The sequence below is a fragment of the Streptomyces sp. NPDC002690 genome (genome assembly GCF_053592415.1).
In genome coordinates, this window is the sequence record NZ_JBSFVR010000040.1 from 18,293 (window position 1) to 34,575 (window position 16,283).

Below are 16,283 nucleotides of genomic sequence, written 5' to 3' on the forward strand. Positions count from 1 at the left end.
TCCTCGGGGTGTCCACGCCCCGGGCGGTGTCGGACGGCGGGAGTTCCTGACTCGTACGGCCGCGTCAGCGGGTCGTACTCACAGTGGCGGGACCGCGCCGGAATCTCACCGGGCTTCCTCCCATGGCGCCGTCTGGCGTCGGCGGACCGAATGGTCCGCCGCGAGCATCCTATGGGCCCGGCCGCCGGCGCGGCAGGGGGCCTCCGTGCGCGGCACGGGTCACAGGTGCGCGCCGGTGACGTTCGTGGGGGCTGTCGTGTGGAGCATGCTGGGCTCGCGGGGTCCTGTGCCGCGCCTCGCGGCGTTGTCGTCGGTCGCCGACGCTCCGCGTCGCCTCCCTCCTCCGCCTCGCGACGCACGACACAGGACCCCGCTCCCTGATCCAGCCTGCTCCAGACGACAGCCCCTGGGGCGTGGGTATGCTCGCCGCCATGTCCGCAACCGCCGATTCGCCCGGTTCCCCGGCCGCCGTCGTCGTACCCCGGACCGGCGGTGACGCCTGCCCCGGCACTTTGCGACTGCACACGGCAGACGATGGGGCGCTGGCTCGCGTACGGATACCCGGCGGGGTGCTGACCGCCGCCCGGGCCCGCACCCTGCTGGACGCCGCCGAACGGCTCGGCGACGGCGAACTCCACCTCACCTCGCGCGGAAACGTCCAACTCCGCGGCCTCGATGAGGATTGCGGGGGCGAGCTCGGCCAACTCCTGCGCGGCTCGGGCCTGGTGCCGTCCGACCGGCACGAACGCGCACGCAACATCGTCGCTTCCCCGCTCTCCGGTCTCGACACCGTCGGCCACGCCGACGTACGCCCCTGGCTCGACGAGTTGGACACCCTGATCTGCTCGAACGAACGCGCCGCGGCACTCTCCGGGCGCTTCCTCTTCGCGCTGGACGACGGACGCGGTGACGTGGACGCCCTGGGCGCCGATCTCACCCTGATCGCGCTCGACGGCGAACGCGCGGTGCTGCGGATCGGCCCCGGCACCACCGGAACCCTCCTCCCCGTTGCCTTCGCGAACGGACCGCACACCGCGCTGCTCGCCGCCGAGGCCTTCCTCGACCTGGCGGGCGGCCCGGACGTCTGGCGGATCTCCGGCCTCCCCGGCGCCGCCCGCGCCGCGCTCCCCGCCGAGACCGCCCGCCGCGCGGGGCTCGTACCCCCGCCAAAACCACTCGCGTACCGGGCCACCGCCGCCCCGCCCGAGCCCGGCACGGTGACCGGCCCCGACGGCCGGACCGCGTTGCACGTCGGCGTACCCATGGGGCGGCTGACCGGCGCGCGGTGGCGGGCGCTCGTGAAGACCGCAGAACGGCTCGGCTCCGGCGAACTGCGCTGCACCCCGTGGCGCGGGGTCGTCGTCCCCGGCCTGGCCCCCGGACCCGCCCGGCAGGCGCTCGCCGCGCTCGCCGGTGCGGGACTGGTGACCGGCCCCGACTCGCCCTGGGCCGGGGTCGGCGCCTGCGTCGGACGCCCCGGCTGCGCGAAGTCGCTGGCCGACGTACGGGCGGACGCGGAGGCCGCGCTCACACCCGGACCGGTGCGGGCGCGGCTGCCCGTGTACTGGTCCGGGTGCGAGCGCCGCTGCGGCCACCCGCACGGGGAGTGGGTCGACGTCGTCGCCACGCCCGAAGGGCACCGGATCGCACGGGTGCGGGGGGCGGTGCGGGACACCCCGGTGGCCGTCCCCGACGATCCGGCCGCGCTCGCCGCCGCGGTGGCGACGGCCCGAGGCGTCCGTACCGACCGCCCGCACCCCTGAAACACACGTCCCACCCGCCCCACCGAACCGACCACGCCCCGGCACACGAACGCCCGTGCCCGACCGAAGAAAGCGACAGCACTGTGCATCAGTACGAGAAGGACGGACCGGCGATCTACCGCCAGTCCTTCGCCACCATCCGCGCGGAGGCGGATCTCGCCGGTCTGCCCGCCGACGTCAGCCAGGTCGCGGTCCGGATGATCCACGCGTGCGGCATGGTCGACCTCGTACGCGACCTCGCCTTCTCCCCGACCGCCGTGGCCGACGCCCGCGCCGCGCTCCGGGGCGGCGCCCCGATCCTCTGCGACGTGGCGATGGTCGCCAGCGGGGTCACCCGCAAGCGGCTGCCCGCGGACAACGAGGTCGTCTGCACCCTCTCGGACCCCTCGGTGCCGGAGCTGGCCCGGGAGATGGGCACCACCCGCAGTGCCGCCGCCCTGGAGCTGTGGCGGGACCGGCTGGAGGGCTCGGTCGTCGCCATCGGCAACGCGCCCACCGCGCTCTTCCGGCTGCTGGAGATGATCGAGGAGGGCGCCCCGCTGCCCGCCGCCGTGATCGGCGTCCCGGTCGGCTTCATCGGCGCGGCCGAGTCCAAGGAGGCCCTCGCGGCGCACGTCTCCGGGGTCCAGCACCTGGTGGTGCGCGGCCGTCGCGGCGGCAGTGCCCTGGCGGCGGCAGCCGTCAACGCCCTCGCGAGCGAGGAGGAGTGACCGGAACCGTGGCGGCGAACGAGCACGCCGAACGCACCCTGACCCCCGTGAACCCCGACAGCACCACCACCGGCCGGCTCTACGGGGTCGGCCTCGGCCCCGGCGACCCGGAGCTGATGACGCTCCGGGCGGTGCGGGCCATCGCCGAAGCCGACGTGATCGCCTTCCACAGCGCCCGGCACGGCCGCTCGATCGCCCGGTCCATCGCCGCCGCGCACATCCGGCCCGACCACGTCGAAGAGCCGCTGGTCTACCCCGTCACCACGGAGACCACCGACCACCCGGGCGGCTACCGGGGCGCACTGGAGGACTTCTACACCGAGGCGGCGGCCCGGCTCGCCGCGCACCTGGACGCGGGCCGCACGGTGGCCGTGCTCGCCGAGGGCGACCCGCTCTTCTACGGCTCGTACATGCACATGCACAAGCGGCTGGCGGACCGTTACCCCGCCGAGGTCATCCCCGGGGTGACCTCCGTCAACGCCGCCGCCGCCCGGCTCGGTACCCCGCTCGTCGAGGGCGAGGAGATCCTCACCATCCTCCCCGGCACCCTGCCGGAGGAGGAGCTGACGGCCCGCCTGGCGGCGACCGACTCCGCCGTGGTGATGAAGCTCGGCCGGACCTTCCCGGCGGTGCGCCGCGCGTTCGAGGCGTCCGGGCGGCTGCCCGAGGCCCGATACGTCGAACGCGCCACCATGGCCGGGGAGCGCACCGGCGACCTCGCGGACGTGGAGGCCGGCTCGGTGCCGTACTTCGCGGTCGCCGTGCTGCCCAGCCGGATCGACGCCCCCCGCCCCGAGCCGGAGCCCGGCTCCGGCGAGGTCGTGGTGGTCGGCACCGGACCGGCCGGACCGCTCTGGCTGACGCCCGAGACGCGCGGGGCGCTGGCCGCCGCCGACGCGGTGGTCGGCTACACCACCTACCTGGACCGGGTACCGGTCCGCCCCGGCCAGGCCCGCCACGGCTCGGACAACAAGGTGGAGGCGGAACGCGCCGAGTTCGCCCTCGACCTGGCCCGGCGCGGCCTGCGGGTGGCCGTGGTCTCCGGCGGCGACCCGGGCGTCTTCGCGATGGCGACCGCCGTCCTGGAGGCCGCCACGCAGCCCGCGTACGCGGACGTCCCGGTACGCGTGCTCCCCGGGGTCACCGCGGCGAACGCCGCCGCCGCCCGGGCGGGCGCCCCCCTCGGCCACGACTACGCGACGATCTCCCTCTCCGACCGGCTCAAGCCCTGGGAGGTCATCGCCGCACGGCTGCGCGCCGCGGCCACCGCCGATCTGGTGATCGCGCTCTACAACCCGGGTTCGAAGAGCCGCACCTGGCAGGTCGGCAAGGCCCGCGACCTGCTCCTCGAACACCGCTCCCCGGACACCCCGGTGGTGCTCGCCCGGGACGTCGGCGGCCCCACCGAGCGGGTGCGCACGGTGCGCCTCGCCGACCTCGATCCGGCCGAGGTGGACATGCGCACCCTGCTGATCATCGGCTCCTCGCAGACCCGCCGGGTGGACCGGCCGGACGGCCACCTCGTCTGGACCCCGCGCCGCTACCCGGAGGCGTGAGCGGGGCGGCAGCGGCGGCCGGACGACTCAGCCCGGGCGGGGCGCGCGGATCACCCGCCCAGGCGGGCGTCCAGCCAGGCCAGGGCCTCGGCCGGGGTCGAGACCACCTGCACCCCGTCGGGGACCGGTGGCCTCTCCACGACCACCACCGGAATCCCGGCCTCCCGGGCGGCGGCCAGCTTCGGCGCGGTGGCCGCCCCGCCACTGTCCTTGGTGACCAGCACGTCGACGCGGTGGCGCCGCAGCAGCTCCCGTTCGCCCTCGAAGGTGAACGGCCCCCGGTCGAGGAGCACCTCCATCCGCGCCGGGTACGGCTGCTCCGGCGCGTCCACCGACCGCATCAGGAACCAGAGTTCGTCCAGACCCGCGAAGGCCGACAGCCCCATCCGCCCGGTGGTGAGGAAGACCCGCCGGCCCAGCGACGGCAACACGGCCGCGGCCTCCTCAAGGGAGCCGGCCGGGTGCCAGTCGTCGCCCCGGCCGGCCACCCAACCGGGACGGCGGAGCGCCAGCAGGGGAACATGGGCCGAGGCGGCGGCGCGGGCCGCGTGGAAACTGATCGTTCCGGCGAAAGGATGGGTGGCGTCGATGAGAGCGTCCACCCGGTGCTCCCGCAGCCAGGCGGCGAGCCCCTCCGTACCGCCGAAGCCACCGACGCGGACCTCGCCCGGCGGCAGCACCGGCCGGGCGACCCGTCCGGCGAGCGAACTCGTCACCAGCGGAGGTCTCCGGCCCCCGGACGGGACTTCGGCGGCCAGCGCCTCCGCCAGCCGGCGGGCTTCGGTCGTCCCGCCGAGTACGAGGACGTGCGCCGGAGAGACGGGCTCGTCCGGCATGTCGGGCAGTGGTATCGGCACCATCGAGGGGACCTTCCATGAGCGGTGAGGCGAAGGGCGGGCGCGAGGCCCAACTCAAACACACCGGCCTGCGCCCCGGTTGGACCACCGGTGCCTGTGCGACGGCGGCGACCACCGCCGCGTACACCGCGCTGCTGACCGGGGAGTTCCCGGACCCGGTGACGATCACCCTGCCGAAGGGCCGGACCCCCGCGTTCGCACTCGCCGTGGAGTCGCTGACGGACGGCGCCGCGACCGCCGGGGTGGTCAAGGACGCGGGCGACGATCCGGACGTGACCCACGGGGCGCTGGTCCGGGCGACGGTACGCGCGCTGCCGGCGGGCTCGGGCGTGGTCTTCCGGGCGGGCCCCGGCGTCGGCACGGTGACGCTGCCCGGGCTGCCGCTGGACGTCGGCGAACCGGCCATCAACCCGGTGCCCCGGCAGCTGATGCGCGAGCACGTGGCCCGGGTCGCGGCGGAGCACGGCGGCACGGGGGACGTGGAGGTCACCGTCTCCGTGGACGACGGCGAGGAGATCGCACGTTTCACGTGGAACGGTCGCCTCGGCATCCTCGGCGGGCTCTCCATCCTCGGCACCACCGGGGTCGTCGTGCCGTACTCCTGCTCCGCCTGGATCGACTCGATCCGGCGCGGAGTGGACGTGGCGCTGGCCGCCGGGCAGACCCATGTGGCCGGGTGCACCGGCTCGACCTCGGAGAAAACGGTCGTCGCGGAGTACGGCCTGCCGGAGATCGCCCTGCTGGACATGGGCGACTTCGCGGGGGCCGTGCTCAAGTACGTACGACGCCATCCGGTCCCCCGGCTCACCGTCTGCGGCGGCTTCGCCAAGCTGTCGAAGCTCGCCGCCGGACACATGGACCTGCACTCGGCGCGCTCCCAGGTGGACAAGGGGTTCCTCGCCGAGCTGGCCCGGCGGGGAGGCGCGGACGAGGAGCTGGCCGAGGCGGTGGCGCACGCCAACACCGGGCTCGCCGCACTCCAGGCGTGCGCGGCGGCCGGGGTCCCGCTGGGCGACCTGGTGGCGGTCGCCGCCCGGGACCAGGCGCTGGAGGTGCTGCGCGGGGCGCCGGTCGCGGTGGACGTGATCTGCGTCGACCGGGCCGGCACGGTGGTCGGGCGCAGCGCGGTCCGCTGAGGAGAGCCCCGTGTTTCAGCAGGTGTGGCGGTCGCGCCCCGGCGAGTAGAGGTGACTGTCGCGGAACTGCTCCGCGCCCAGGGTGCGGCCGACCAGGATGACCGCCGTACGGATCACCCCGGCGTCCTTCACCTGGCCCGCGATGGTCTCCAGGGTGCCGCGCAGCACGATCTCGTCGGGCCGGGAGGCCATGGCCACCACGGCGGCCGGGCAGTCGGCCCCGTAGTGCGGCAGCAGCTCCTCCACCACCCGGTCCGCGTACCGCGCGGCCAGGTGGAGCACCAGCAGGGCGCCGCTGCGGCCGAGCGTGGCGAGGTCCTCGCCCTCGGGCATGGCGGTGGCCCGCTGGGCGATCCGGGTCAGGATCACCGTCTGACCGACCGTCGGGACGGTCAGCTCCCGCTTGAGGGCCGCTGCGGCGGCGGCGAACGCCGGTACCCCGGGCACCACTTCGTACGGCACTCCGGCGTCGTCGAGCCGCTTCATCTGCTCATTGACCGCGCTGAAGACGGACGGGTCGCCGGAGTGCAGCCGGGCGACGTCGTGGCCCTCGGCGTGGGCGCGGACCAGTTCGGCGGTGATCTGATCGATGTCCAAGCCCTGGGTGTCGATCAGCCGGGCGTCGGGCGGGCAGTCGGCGAGCAGCTCGCGGGGCACCAGGCTGCCCGCGTAGAGGCAGACCGGGCTGGCGGCCAGCAGGCGGGCGCCGCGGACCGTGATCAGGTCGGCCGCGCCGGGTCCCGCGCCGATGAAGTACACGGTCATGAGGTCTCTCCCGGGGAGTCGTGGGGCTTGCGGACGGACCACTGGGTGACGGGCATCGCCTGGCGCCAGCCGGTGAAGCCGCCGACCGGGACGGCGTGGGACACGGCGAGGCGGACGAGTTCACCGCCGTGGCGCCGGTATCGGTCGGCGAGCAGCGCCTCGGACTCCAGCGTGACGGTGTTGGCGACCAGCCGTCCCCCCGCGGGGAGCGCGTCCCAGCAGGCGTCGAGCAGCCCGGGGGCGGTCAGCCCGCCGCCGACGAAGACGGCGTCCGGCACCGGCAGCCCGGCGAGGGCCTGCGGGGCACGGCCGGAGACCACCCGCAGTCCGGGCACCCCGAGCCGCTCGGCGTTGCGGCCGATCCTGGCGGCGCGCACCTCGTCGCGTTCGACGGTGACCGCGCGGCAGGACGGGTGGGCGCGCATCCACTCGACGGCGATCGAGCCGGAGCCGCCGCCGACGTCCCAGAGCAGTTCGCCGGGCGCGGGCGCCAGCGCGGCGAGGGTCGCGGCCCGGACGTGACGCTTGGTGAGTTGCCCGTCGTGCTCGTACGCGGTGTCGGGCAGCCCGGGTACGAGGCCGAGGCGGAGCGCCTCGGGGTTGGCGCGGCACTGGACGGCGACGAGGTTCAGCGGGTCGCCCGCCGGGCGGTTCCAGCCCTCGGCGGTGCCGTCGTGGCGGGCCTCGGCGGCGGAGCCGAGCTGTTCGAGGACGGTGAGCCGGCTCGGGCCGAAGCCGTGGTCGGTGAGCAGGGCGGCCACCGTCGCGGGGGTGGTGGCGTCGGCGCTCAGTACCAGCAGCCGGCGGCCGTCGTGCAGGGCGGCGAGCAGCCGGGCGGCGGGGCGGCCCACCAGGGTGACGGTCTCGGTGTCCTCGGCGGGCCAGCCGAGCCGGGCGCAGGCGTACGCCACCGAGGACGGATGAGGCAGCACGTGCACCGCACCGGCGCCCAGCTCCTCGGTGAGCGCCCGGCCGATCCCGTAGAACATCGGGTCCCCGCTGGCCAGCACCGCGATCCGGCTGCCCCGGTGGGCGGCGAGCAGACCCGCGACGGCGGGGCGCAGCGGTGAGGGCCACGCCACCCGCAGGCCCGCGCACACGGCGGGCAGGAGTCCGAGTTGGCGCCCGCCGCCGATCAGCACCTCGGCCTCCAGCAGCGCGGTGCGGGCCGGTTCCGTCAGGCCCGCCCAGCCGTCCGCGCCGATGCCCACGACGGTCACCGGGGGCGGCGGGGTCCCGGCCGGCGGGAGGGCGGGTGTTGCGGGCGGAGCGGTGGGCACGGCCGGACCTCGGTGTTCGGGGCGTTCGGGTTCTCGGGACGGGGCAGACGCTGCCGCACTCTACTGTCCGGCGCCCGGGCGACGACCGGCCGGGCCCGCCGGGACCGCTCGCGCGGGCGCCCCGTCCGGTGTCCGATGGAGGAAGGACGCGGCCCCGTACGCCCGGGGGGACGGGCCGCCCGGCAGCGCACGACGACGGAGGTGCAGGCGTATGAAGTTCCTGGTGATGGTGCAGGGTTCGCAGGCCGACTACGACGCGATGTCCGGCAGAGGGTCCACCGAGGGTGGCCCGGCCTGGGGCGAACAGGACCGGAAGGCGATGTTCGCGCACATGGAAGCCCTCAACAAGGAGCTGGAGGCCTCCGGCGAGATGCTCTACTGCGACGGCCTCACCGCCCCCGACGAGACCCGCTTCGTCACGGCGAGCGCGGACGGCGGCCCCCCGGTCGTCGCCGACGCCCCGTACGACCGGGCGCAGGTGCTGCTCGCCGGGTACTGGGTGCTGGACTGTGCGGGCCTGGACCGGGCCACCGAGATCGCCGCCCGGGTCGTGGCCTGCCCGCAGCCCGAGGGCGCCCCGTACCGGCCGGTGGCGATCCGCCCGATCGGGGAGGCCCCGGAGGAGGACCTGGCGCCCGCGTGACCACACCGCCTGGGCCGAGGGCCGGCCCAGGAGTCGCCGATGCCCGCGTCCGCCGCCACCATCGGCAGTATGACCACGAGCAGCAGGAGCGCCGGGGAGTCCGGGGAGAACGGCGTCCCCACCCTTCGGATCGCGCAGCAGCCGGAGGCGGACGAGCTGCTGGCCCGCAGCCCGCTGGCCGCTCTGGTGGGCATGCTGCTCGACCAGCAGGTCCCCATGGAGTGGGCCTTCACCGGTCCGCACTCGCTGGCCCTGCGGATGGGTTCGGACGACCTGGACGCCCGGGAGATCGCCGCGTACTCCCCCGAGGCGTTCACCGCGCTCTTCACCGACAAACCGGCCCTGCACCGCTACCCGGGCTCCATGGCGAAGCGGGTGCAGCAGCTGTGCCAGTTCCTGGTGGCGGAGTACGACGGCGACGCGAGCGCGGTGTGGGCAGACGCTCCCTCCGGTACGGAGCTGCTGGCGCGGCTGAACGCACTGCCCGGCTTCGGTACCCAGAAGGCGCAGATCTTCCTGGCGCTGCTGGGCAAACGGTTCGGCGTCCGGCCACCCGGCTGGCGGGAGGCGGCGGGGGCGTACGGCGAGCGGGGCGGACACCGCTCGGTCGCCGACATCACCGGCCCCGAGTCGCTCGCCGAGGTCCGCGCGTTCAAGCAGCGGGCGAAGGCGGAAGCGAAGGCGGCCACGGCCGCGAAGACGGAGGCAGCACCGGCGAAGAAGGCGGCACCGCCCCAGCAGGCCGCACCGGCGAAGAAGCCGGCACCGCCCCGGCAGGCGCCGGCGTCGAAGAAGCCGGCGCGGAGCACCACTCCCCGGACCGCGAAGTGAGGGCCCCCGCCCGCCGCCGCGCGCTGCCGCTCGTCGCCGCGGCCGCGCTGCTCCCCCCGCTGCTGCTGGGCGCGGCGGCTCCGCCGGCCTCCGCCGGCCCCGACCCGGCCCGGGAGGCGGCCGAGCTCTCCCGGGAACTCGTCGCCGCCTCCTCCGTCACCGGCGCCTACCGGCACCTGCGGCGTTTCCAGCAGGCGGCCGACGCGGCGGGCGGCGACCGGGCCGCCGGATCGGCGGGCCACGACGCCTCGGCCGCATACGTCCTCCAGCGGCTCCGCCGGGCCGGCTACGACGCCCGGTACGAGTCCTTCCCCTTCACGTACACCGAGACGCTCGCCGAGAGACTGGCCGTGGTCGCCCCGGAGCACCGGGACGCCGAAGTCGAGGCGATGACGTACACCGCGTCGACCGAGGAGGGCGGCCTGACGGCCGATCTGGTCCGGGTGCCGGTAAACGGCGCGACCGGCTGCGAGGCGGCGGACTACGCGACGACCGAGGTCACCGGGCGGATCGCGCTCGTCGCCCGGGGCGGCTGCTCCTTCCTCCAGAAGCAGACGGCCGCGGCCGGGGCGGGCGCGGCCGGCGTGCTGATCTCCAACAACCTGGACGGCAAGCTCACCGGCACCCTCGGCGACCCCGCCGCCGTCCGCGTCCCCACCGGTGGGATCTCCCGCGCCGAGGGCGACGCGCTCGTCGCCGCGCTCGACAAGGGGAAGGTCACCGTCACCCTCGAACTCCGCGAGCGCCAGGAGGAACGCACCACCCGCAACGTCGTCGCCCAGACCCCGGGCGGCGACCCCGCGCACACCGTGATGCTCGGCGCGCACCTGGACTCCGTCTCCGAGGGACCCGGCATCAACGACAACGGCTCCGGCTCCGCCGGGCTCCTCGAAGTCGCCCTGCGGCTCGCGGCGACCCACCGCACCCCGGCGAACGCCGTCCGGTTCGCCTGGTGGTCGGCCGAGGAGAACGGACTCGTCGGCTCGGACGCGTACGTCGCCGGGCTGACCGCCCCCCAGCGCCAACAGATCGCCCTCTACCTCAACTTCGACATGATCGCCTCCCCCAACGGCGTCCAGTTCGTCTTCGACGGCGACGACTCCGAAGCGTCCGGCTCCGGCCCCGGCCCGGCCGGCTCCGCCCAACTGGAGCGCGGGATCGCGGAGTTCCTGGACCGCCGGAAGACCCCGTACGAGAGCTCCGACTTCACCGGCCGGTCCGACTACGGCCCGTTCATCGAAGCCGGCATCCCGGCGGGCGGTACGGACACCGGGGCCGAGGGGATCAAGTCCGCCGACCAGGCGGCCAAGTTCGGCGGCAAGGAGGGCGTCGCGTACGACCCCTGCTACCACGCGCCCTGCGACACCCTCGACAACATCGACCGGGCCGCGTTCGAGACCAACATCGACGTGATCGCGGACGCGGTCGGCACCTGGTCCCAGGACCTGCGCCCGCTCACCGGCCCGGTCCCCGCAGCGGCCGGCACGGACCGGCACGGAAGCGGACGGCTGCGCACCGGACACGGTCGTGACGCGACGTGAGGAGCGCTCGCGCGGGCTGGCGCCCGTACCGCGCGGACGGGGGCGCGCACCGCGTTCCCGCGCACCCGGCCGCTCCGGGGGCCGTGGACCGCGCCCGTTCACCCCGACACCACCCACCGGACCCCCACCGGTCGGCGACTCCGGCCGAACTCTCCCTCTTTTCCGAGGTGTCGGCGTGACGCACGCCCCGTCGCACAGGCCTCTCCGGCGGATCACCCTTCCGTTTTCAGGCGGTTCACTCGCTTTCGACCGGCATCATGCCCCCCTTCCCCGGCTGCGCACGGTGGTTGTTCCCCGGTAGGCTTTCCGTGTGATCTTCAAGCGCATCGGAAATGGGCGGCCATACCCCGACCACGGACGGGAAAGCACCCGCCAGTGGGCCGACGTCGCGCCGCGCCCGGTTCGCCTCGACCAGCTCGTGACCACGAAGGGCGAGCTGGACCTCGAAACGCTCCTCGCCGAGGACTCCACCTTCTACGGCGACCTCTTCGCACACGTCGTGAAGTGGCAGGGCGACCTCTACCTGGAGGACGGGCTGCACCGCGCGGTCCGCGCCGCGCTCCAGCAGCGCCAAGTGCTCCACGCCCGCGTACTCGAACTCGGCTGAGGCACTTCCCGGCGCGCACGGCTCCGGCCGCCTCCCTACCACCACCGCGCCCCGGACGCCGAGTTGTCGGGCCTTTCGGGTGTTTTCACGCGCATGCGGGTGCCATCGGTTGATCATTTAGTACGCATCATCGGCGGCCCGCACTACGCTGCGCACATGAGCATGCTCACTCCCCCCGGCATGGGCGGAAAGTACCGCATCACGGGCAACGCCTATCCCCGGATGCGCCGCCCCCGTCGCCGCCGCAGGCTGGCCCTCGTCGCCGCCGCCTCCCTCGTGGCCCTCGGACTGGCCGGCTGGGGCACGCTGCAGCTCATCGACGTCTACTCGGGCGGCGACACCAAGGCCCAGGCGGCCGACCACAAACGGGAGTGCGCGGCCGTCCCGAAGCAGGCGGCGACCGTGAAGGCGCTGCCCGCACCGAACCGGATCACGGTCAACGTCTACAACGCGACCCCGCGCAGCGGTCTCGCCAAGTCCGCCGCCGACGAGCTGAAGAAGCGCGGGTTCAAGATCGGCGAGGTGGGCAACGCCCCCGCCGCGTACGACAAGAAGGTCCCTGGCACCGGCCTGCTGCTCGGCCCGCCGACCGCGGCCGACAGCGCGTTCCCGGTCCTCGAAACCCAGCTGCCGGGCGCCGTCCGCAAGACCGAGGCCCGCAAGAACACCGAGGTGGACCTGATCCTGGGCACGCGGTTCCAGGCGTTCAGCACCCCGCAGGCCGCAGCCGCCGCGCTGACCGCGCTGACGAAGCCGGCCCCCGCCCCCTCCGGCTGCTGAGCCGCGGGAACGACGACCTCACCCGACGCGGCTCCGGCACCCGCGCGGACACGACGACGGCCGGTCACCCCACCTGTGACCGGCCGTCGCGCATGTCCGAAGGGAATCCCCGGTCGGCGGTCCTCAGCCGGCCGTGCCGTACATCCGGTCGCCCGCGTCGCCCAGTCCCGGCACGATGTAGCCGTTCTCGTTGAGCCGCTCGTCGATCGAGGCGGTGACGACGGTGACCGGGGCGCCCGCCAGCTCGCGCTCCATGATTTCGACGCCCTCCGGCGCCGCGAGCAGCACGACGGCGGTGACGTCGTCGGCGCCCCGCTTGATGAGCTCGCGGATCGCGGCGACGAGCGTCCCGCCGGTCGCCAGCATCGGGTCGAGGACGTAGACCTGACGGCCGGAGAGGTCCTCCGGCATCCGGGTCGCGTACGTCTCCGCCTGGAGCGTCTCCTCGTTGCGGATCATGCCGAGGAAACCGACCTCCGCCGTCGGCAGCAGCCGCACCATGCCGTCGAGCATGCCGAGACCGGCGCGCAGGATCGGTACGACGAGGGGCCGGGGGTACGAGAGCTTCACGCCCGCGGTCCGCGAGACCGGGGTCTCGATGTCGACCAGCTCGGTACGCACGTCCCGCGTCGCCTCGTAGGCGAGCAGGGTGACCAGCTCGTCGGCGAGCCGGCGGAAGGTCGGGGAGTCGGTGCGCTTGTCGCGCAGGGTGGTGAGTTTGTGCGCCACCAGTGGGTGGTCGACGACGTGGATCCGCATGCCGTCAACACTAACGGCCTCCCGCACCCCACGAGCTTGTTCCCGGCGGTGACGGGTCCCACCCGCATCCGCCCGTACGCCAGCACTGGCATCATCCACTCGTTCGGGGGGAAGGTGAGGCATACGGACCAGCCTTGGGGTGGTGTGCGGATGCCTGACCGGGAGCGGAAGCGGGACGAGACCGCGACGCGGGGACGGATCGAACCACGCGACGTGCCGGGCGAGCGCGACGCGCCGACCGGTACGGAGCACACGCAGGAGAGTGACGCGGCCCGCCGCCGTCGCCGGGCGCAGTTCCTCCGCGAGCTGCACGAAGCGAAGCAGTTGCGGGACCGCGTCCAGCCGCGCCGGGCCCGCGCGGCCCGTATGCGCCAACAGATGCGGATGCGCACCTTCCGCTGGTGACGGGGGCTCCGACGGGCGCGTTCGCCCCTGCCCGAGTGCTCCGGAGCGGCTTCCGCCGACCGGGCCTTCCGGGAACTGATGGCCGACGCAACGTCCGAAGAGGTCTCGCTCGGCCGATGTTTCTGCCACGATGCCGATTGGGCGGGGCTCAGCGCAGTCGGACAATCGTCTGCCCTCCCGTCGGACCGATTCACCTCTGACCAGTGGGAGTGTCACGGTGTACTTCGCCGCACTGCTCGCGCGCACCGAAGACGGGTGGGAAGCGAGCGATACGGAGCTCGACGATGTGGAGGCCCTGTCCGACCTGACGGACCTGGCCCGGGACGCCTCGGTGGACGAGGACACGGTCCTCGTCTACATCGAACAGGAGGACGCGTGGTTCGGCGTCGTCCGCGTGGACGGTGAGGAGGACCCGCGTATCTACGTCTCGGACGCGTCCGCCGCCGCCCGGTCCTCGTACGGGGAGATCCTGCTCACCGACGAACTGCTCGGCCGTGAACCGGGGGCCGAGGACGAGATCGCCGCTCTGGAGGAACTCGTCGGCCTCGACAGTGACGAGGACGACGATCCGGAGTTCGGCCACGAGCACGGCGCGACCGCCCCGCCCGGCGGGGCCGCCGACCGGGACGACGACCCCGAGGCCGTACCGGCGGGCCCGATCGGGGACGCCTCGATCCTCGCCGACCTCGGCCTCTCCGAACGTGCGCTGCTGACGCTGCGGACCGACGCGCTGGCGGAGATCGCCGACGCGCTGGGAGCGGACGAAGTGCTGGAGAGCGTCCGCTAAGGTCCGCGGGTGACCGCGCGCCTCCCCGAAGAACCCCCGCCCCCGCCTTCCCCCACCCCCCTTCTCGCGTCCTTCGCCACCGATCCCGTACGGGACCCGTGGCGGGCCCCGATGCGCCATGCCCTGGACGAGGCGGCGCAGGCGGCGCTGGCCGGTGATGTGCCGGTCGGTGCCGTCGTCCTGGGACCGGACGGATCGACGATCGCCACGGGCCGCAACGAGCGCGAGGCGACCGGTGATCCGACCGCGCACGCCGAGATCCTCGCCGTCCGTGGAGCCGCCGCCGCCCTCGGGCAGTGGCGGCTCACCGGTTGCACGCTGGTGGTCACCCTGGAGCCCTGCACGATGTGCGCGGGCGCGCTGGTGCAGTCGCGCGTGGACCGGATCGTCTACGGCGCGCGCGACGAGAAGGCCGGGGCCACCGGCTCGCTCTTCGACGTGGTGCGCGACCGGCGCCTCAACCACCGGCCCGAGGTGATCCACGGGGTCCTGGAGGAGGAGTGTTCGGCGCAGCTCACGGCGTTCTTCCGGGCGCTGTAGCGATCTGATTTCTGATCCCGGGCCACGATGGTCTAAGCTCTCTCTCGGTAGCGTGTCCGAGCGGCCGAAGGAGCTCGCCTCGAAAGCGAGTGTGGGGAAACTCACCGAGGGTTCAAATCCCTCCGCTACCGCTCTCACACCCCTCTGATCTGCGGAAACGCAGAACGGAGGGGTGTTTTGCGTGCGGCGGACGCCTCCGCGCCCAAGGCGCCCGCCGCACGGCACTTCCCGGCCGCGCAGGACGGAAGGCCACGCTCGCGACCGGAAACGCCGGGGACTTCGAGGGCACCGGCATCATGCTCGTGACCCCTTGGACCGACGCCGCTCCCTGGCCGGCGTGGTCCGGACGAAAGGTCCCGGGGCACTACGACGGCCCCGGCCCTCACGGAAGAGGTGGCCGGGGCCGGAGCCAAGGCGGGGCCTTGGAGCGGGGAGGCGGCATCGGGGGGACAAAGCCGCCTTCCCCGGTGAGGACAAGTCCCTACTGGTCCTGCCGCGGTCGGGGGGAGCGCCGCGGCCGGACCCCACAGAGAGGGTCCTGTCCCTTGCCCTGCGGATTCCTGCCTGGTCCGCCGGGCCGTGCTTCCATCGTGCCTGTTCGCACCAGCCGTGCGGGCCGGTGAAAGGCCCCAGTCGCCGGGCCCTTGGTCCCGGGGAGACCGGGCACCGGCCACGCGGGTCCCCGCACCGGGTTCGAACACCGATCGCCATCGACCCCCGAATCCGACCAGGTGTACGGATAGAATCTGCCGACCGCGCACGGGACCGAGGGGGAGGCAGGGGCTGTGGCGCAAGCGAGGAAGATCGCGCTCTACATCGTGGTGGTCTTCGTGCTCTACACGATCATCACGTCGCCCGCGAGGGCCGCCGACCTCGTCCAGGTAGGGTTCGAAGGCATCTCCAGCGCCGCCCAGGGCGTCGGGGACTTCATGTCCGAGCTGGTGAAGTAGGAGCCCTGCCGATGATCCGCCACCTGGTCCTGTTCAAGCTGAACGACGGCGTCGAGCGGGACGATCCGCGGGTCGTGGCCGGCGAGAAGGCGTTCCGGGAACTGGACGGGCTCGTCCCCGGGCTGGAGTTCTGGGAGTGCGCCTGGAACATCACCGACCGGCCGATCGCGTACGACTTCGCCATCAACTCCGCCGTCGCCGACGAGGACGCGCTGGGGCGGTACATCGAGCACCCGGCGCACCAGGCGGCGGCCGGCCAGTGGCGCGAGTTCGCCACCTGGGTCATCGCCGACTACCCCTTCTGAGCCCTACGCGCCCCGGCACGCGGCCCGTTCGCGGGTCGCGCCCGGCCCGTCGGCCCGTGGCGCCCGGC

The 16,283-nt window shown here is 74.2% G+C and carries 18 protein-coding genes, 1 tRNA gene and 1 riboswitch; of the genes, 15 read left to right on the forward strand and 4 right to left on the reverse strand.

Going from position 1 to position 16,283, the window contains the following annotated elements; genetic code table 11:
• Positions 1-33: 33 nt before the first annotated feature.
• Positions 34-150: riboswitch (cobalamin riboswitch) on the reverse strand.
• A gap of 269 nt (positions 151-419) precedes the next feature.
• The 3 genes from cobG (at position 420) to ACWD3D_RS08465 (ending at position 4,029) form a co-directional block, all read left to right on the forward strand.
• Positions 420-1,763 (forward strand): precorrin-3B synthase, encoded by a 1,344-nt coding sequence (gene cobG / locus ACWD3D_RS08455; RefSeq protein WP_451460150.1) that lies wholly within the window; start codon positions 420-422, stop codon positions 1,761-1,763.
• An 83-nt stretch (positions 1,764-1,846) separates the two neighbouring features.
• On the forward strand, positions 1,847-2,473 hold the full coding sequence (locus ACWD3D_RS08460) for a precorrin-8X methylmutase (protein ID WP_451460137.1): 627 nt from the start codon (positions 1,847-1,849) through the stop codon (positions 2,471-2,473).
• Positions 2,474-2,520: 47 nt separating this feature from the next.
• Positions 2,521-4,029 (forward strand): precorrin-2 C(20)-methyltransferase, encoded by a 1,509-nt coding sequence (locus tag ACWD3D_RS08465; RefSeq protein WP_451460151.1) that lies wholly within the window; start codon positions 2,521-2,523, stop codon positions 4,027-4,029.
• 50 nt (positions 4,030-4,079) lie between these two features.
• Here ACWD3D_RS08465 and ACWD3D_RS08470 read toward each other — a convergent pair whose 3' ends face one another.
• Entirely contained in the window at positions 4,080-4,889 is an 810-nt protein-coding gene (locus ACWD3D_RS08470) for a cobalt-precorrin-6A reductase (protein WP_451460138.1), read from the reverse strand.
• Positions 4,890-4,903: 14 nt separating this feature from the next.
• Here ACWD3D_RS08470 and ACWD3D_RS08475 point away from each other — a divergent pair, with 14 nt between their 5' ends.
• Positions 4,904-6,022: a cobalt-precorrin-5B (C(1))-methyltransferase gene (locus tag ACWD3D_RS08475; RefSeq protein WP_451460139.1), complete on the forward strand. Its 1,119-nt coding sequence runs from the start codon at positions 4,904-4,906 to the stop codon at positions 6,020-6,022.
• A gap of 15 nt (positions 6,023-6,037) precedes the next feature.
• Here the strand turns inward: ACWD3D_RS08475 and cobM are convergent, their stop codons facing one another.
• Both cobM and cbiE read right to left on the reverse strand, forming a co-directional pair.
• Entirely contained in the window at positions 6,038-6,787 is a 750-nt protein-coding gene (gene cobM / locus ACWD3D_RS08480; protein ID WP_451460140.1) for a precorrin-4 C(11)-methyltransferase, read from the reverse strand.
• Positions 6,784-8,067, reverse strand: coding sequence for a precorrin-6y C5,15-methyltransferase (decarboxylating) subunit CbiE (cbiE, locus tag ACWD3D_RS08485; protein ID WP_451460141.1), 1,284 nt, complete (start codon positions 8,065-8,067; stop codon positions 6,784-6,786). Before cbiE ends, cobM begins: the two co-directional genes overlap by 4 nt.
• Before the next feature lie 211 nt (positions 8,068-8,278).
• Between cbiE and ACWD3D_RS08490 the strand changes: the two genes are divergently transcribed.
• From ACWD3D_RS08490 to ACWD3D_RS08510, 5 genes are all read left to right on the forward strand, one after another.
• On the forward strand, positions 8,279-8,710 hold the full coding sequence (locus tag ACWD3D_RS08490) for a YciI family protein (RefSeq protein WP_451460142.1): 432 nt from the start codon (positions 8,279-8,281) through the stop codon (positions 8,708-8,710).
• Between the two features lie 69 nt (positions 8,711-8,779).
• Positions 8,780-9,541 (forward strand): HhH-GPD-type base excision DNA repair protein, encoded by a 762-nt coding sequence (locus ACWD3D_RS08495; RefSeq protein ID WP_451460143.1) that lies wholly within the window; start codon positions 8,780-8,782, stop codon positions 9,539-9,541.
• A complete protein-coding gene (locus tag ACWD3D_RS08500) occupies positions 9,538-11,082 on the forward strand; it encodes a M28 family metallopeptidase (RefSeq protein WP_451460144.1) in 1,545 nt (514 codons plus the stop codon). The genes ACWD3D_RS08495 and ACWD3D_RS08500 overlap by 4 nt, the downstream gene beginning before the upstream one ends.
• Positions 11,083-11,392: 310 nt before the next feature.
• On the forward strand, positions 11,393-11,689 hold the full coding sequence (locus ACWD3D_RS08505) for a type II toxin-antitoxin system VapB family antitoxin (RefSeq protein WP_266706381.1): 297 nt from the start codon (positions 11,393-11,395) through the stop codon (positions 11,687-11,689).
• Between the two features lie 180 nt (positions 11,690-11,869).
• Entirely contained in the window at positions 11,870-12,469 is a 600-nt protein-coding gene (locus ACWD3D_RS08510) for a LytR C-terminal domain-containing protein (protein WP_451460152.1), read from the forward strand.
• Positions 12,470-12,592: 123 nt separating this feature from the next.
• On the opposite strand, the gene upp is transcribed toward ACWD3D_RS08510, so the two are convergent.
• On the reverse strand, positions 12,593-13,228 hold the full coding sequence (gene upp / locus ACWD3D_RS08515; protein ID WP_451460145.1) for a uracil phosphoribosyltransferase: 636 nt from the start codon (positions 13,226-13,228) through the stop codon (positions 12,593-12,595).
• Positions 13,229-13,378: 150 nt separating this feature from the next.
• Here upp and ACWD3D_RS08520 point away from each other — a divergent pair, with 150 nt between their 5' ends.
• The 6 genes from ACWD3D_RS08520 to ACWD3D_RS08545 all read left to right on the forward strand — a co-directional run bounded on the left by ACWD3D_RS08520 (position 13,379) and on the right by ACWD3D_RS08545 (position 16,215).
• Positions 13,379-13,633 carry a hypothetical protein gene (locus ACWD3D_RS08520; protein ID WP_451460146.1) on the forward strand — a complete coding sequence of 85 codons (255 nt, stop codon included), beginning with the start codon at positions 13,379-13,381 and terminating at the stop codon, positions 13,631-13,633.
• A 217-nt stretch (positions 13,634-13,850) separates the two neighbouring features.
• On the forward strand, positions 13,851-14,420 hold the full coding sequence (locus ACWD3D_RS08525; RefSeq protein WP_451460147.1) for a tRNA adenosine deaminase-associated protein: 570 nt from the start codon (positions 13,851-13,853) through the stop codon (positions 14,418-14,420).
• A gap of 111 nt (positions 14,421-14,531) precedes the next feature.
• A complete protein-coding gene (gene tadA / locus ACWD3D_RS08530) occupies positions 14,532-14,960 on the forward strand; it encodes a tRNA adenosine(34) deaminase TadA (protein ID WP_451460153.1) in 429 nt (142 codons plus the stop codon).
• A gap of 46 nt (positions 14,961-15,006) precedes the next feature.
• A tRNA-Ser gene (locus ACWD3D_RS08535) sits at positions 15,007-15,091 on the forward strand.
• 654 nt (positions 15,092-15,745) lie between these two features.
• Positions 15,746-15,910, forward strand: a complete 165-nt coding sequence (locus ACWD3D_RS08540; RefSeq protein ID WP_266706389.1) for a hypothetical protein — start codon at positions 15,746-15,748, stop codon at positions 15,908-15,910.
• Positions 15,911-15,921: 11 nt separating this feature from the next.
• Entirely contained in the window at positions 15,922-16,215 is a 294-nt protein-coding gene (locus tag ACWD3D_RS08545) for a Dabb family protein (protein WP_451460148.1), read from the forward strand.
• The last annotated feature ends 68 nt before the right edge of the window (positions 16,216-16,283 follow it).

Excerpts from the sequence above, each read along its gene's own strand:
- cobG (WP_451460150.1), top strand. The coding sequence starts at position 420 with ATGCTCGCCGCCATGTCCGCAACCGCCGATTCGCCCGGTTCCCCGGCC.
- ACWD3D_RS08470 (WP_451460138.1), bottom strand. The coding sequence starts at position 4,889 with ATGGTGCCGATACCACTGCCCGACATGCCGGACGAGCCCGTCTCTCCG.
- ACWD3D_RS08475 (WP_451460139.1), top strand. The coding sequence starts at position 4,904 with ATGAGCGGTGAGGCGAAGGGCGGGCGCGAGGCCCAACTCAAACACACC.
- cobM (WP_451460140.1), bottom strand. The coding sequence starts at position 6,787 with ATGACCGTGTACTTCATCGGCGCGGGACCCGGCGCGGCCGACCTGATC.
- ACWD3D_RS08490 (WP_451460142.1), top strand. The coding sequence starts at position 8,279 with ATGAAGTTCCTGGTGATGGTGCAGGGTTCGCAGGCCGACTACGACGCG.
- ACWD3D_RS08495 (WP_451460143.1), top strand. The coding sequence starts at position 8,780 with ATGACCACGAGCAGCAGGAGCGCCGGGGAGTCCGGGGAGAACGGCGTC.
- ACWD3D_RS08510 (WP_451460152.1), top strand. The coding sequence starts at position 11,870 with ATGGGCGGAAAGTACCGCATCACGGGCAACGCCTATCCCCGGATGCGC.
- upp (WP_451460145.1), bottom strand. The coding sequence starts at position 13,228 with ATGCGGATCCACGTCGTCGACCACCCACTGGTGGCGCACAAACTCACC.
- ACWD3D_RS08520 (WP_451460146.1), top strand. The coding sequence starts at position 13,379 with ATGCCTGACCGGGAGCGGAAGCGGGACGAGACCGCGACGCGGGGACGG.
- tadA (WP_451460153.1), top strand. The coding sequence starts at position 14,532 with ATGCGCCATGCCCTGGACGAGGCGGCGCAGGCGGCGCTGGCCGGTGAT.
- ACWD3D_RS08545 (WP_451460148.1), top strand. The coding sequence starts at position 15,922 with ATGATCCGCCACCTGGTCCTGTTCAAGCTGAACGACGGCGTCGAGCGG.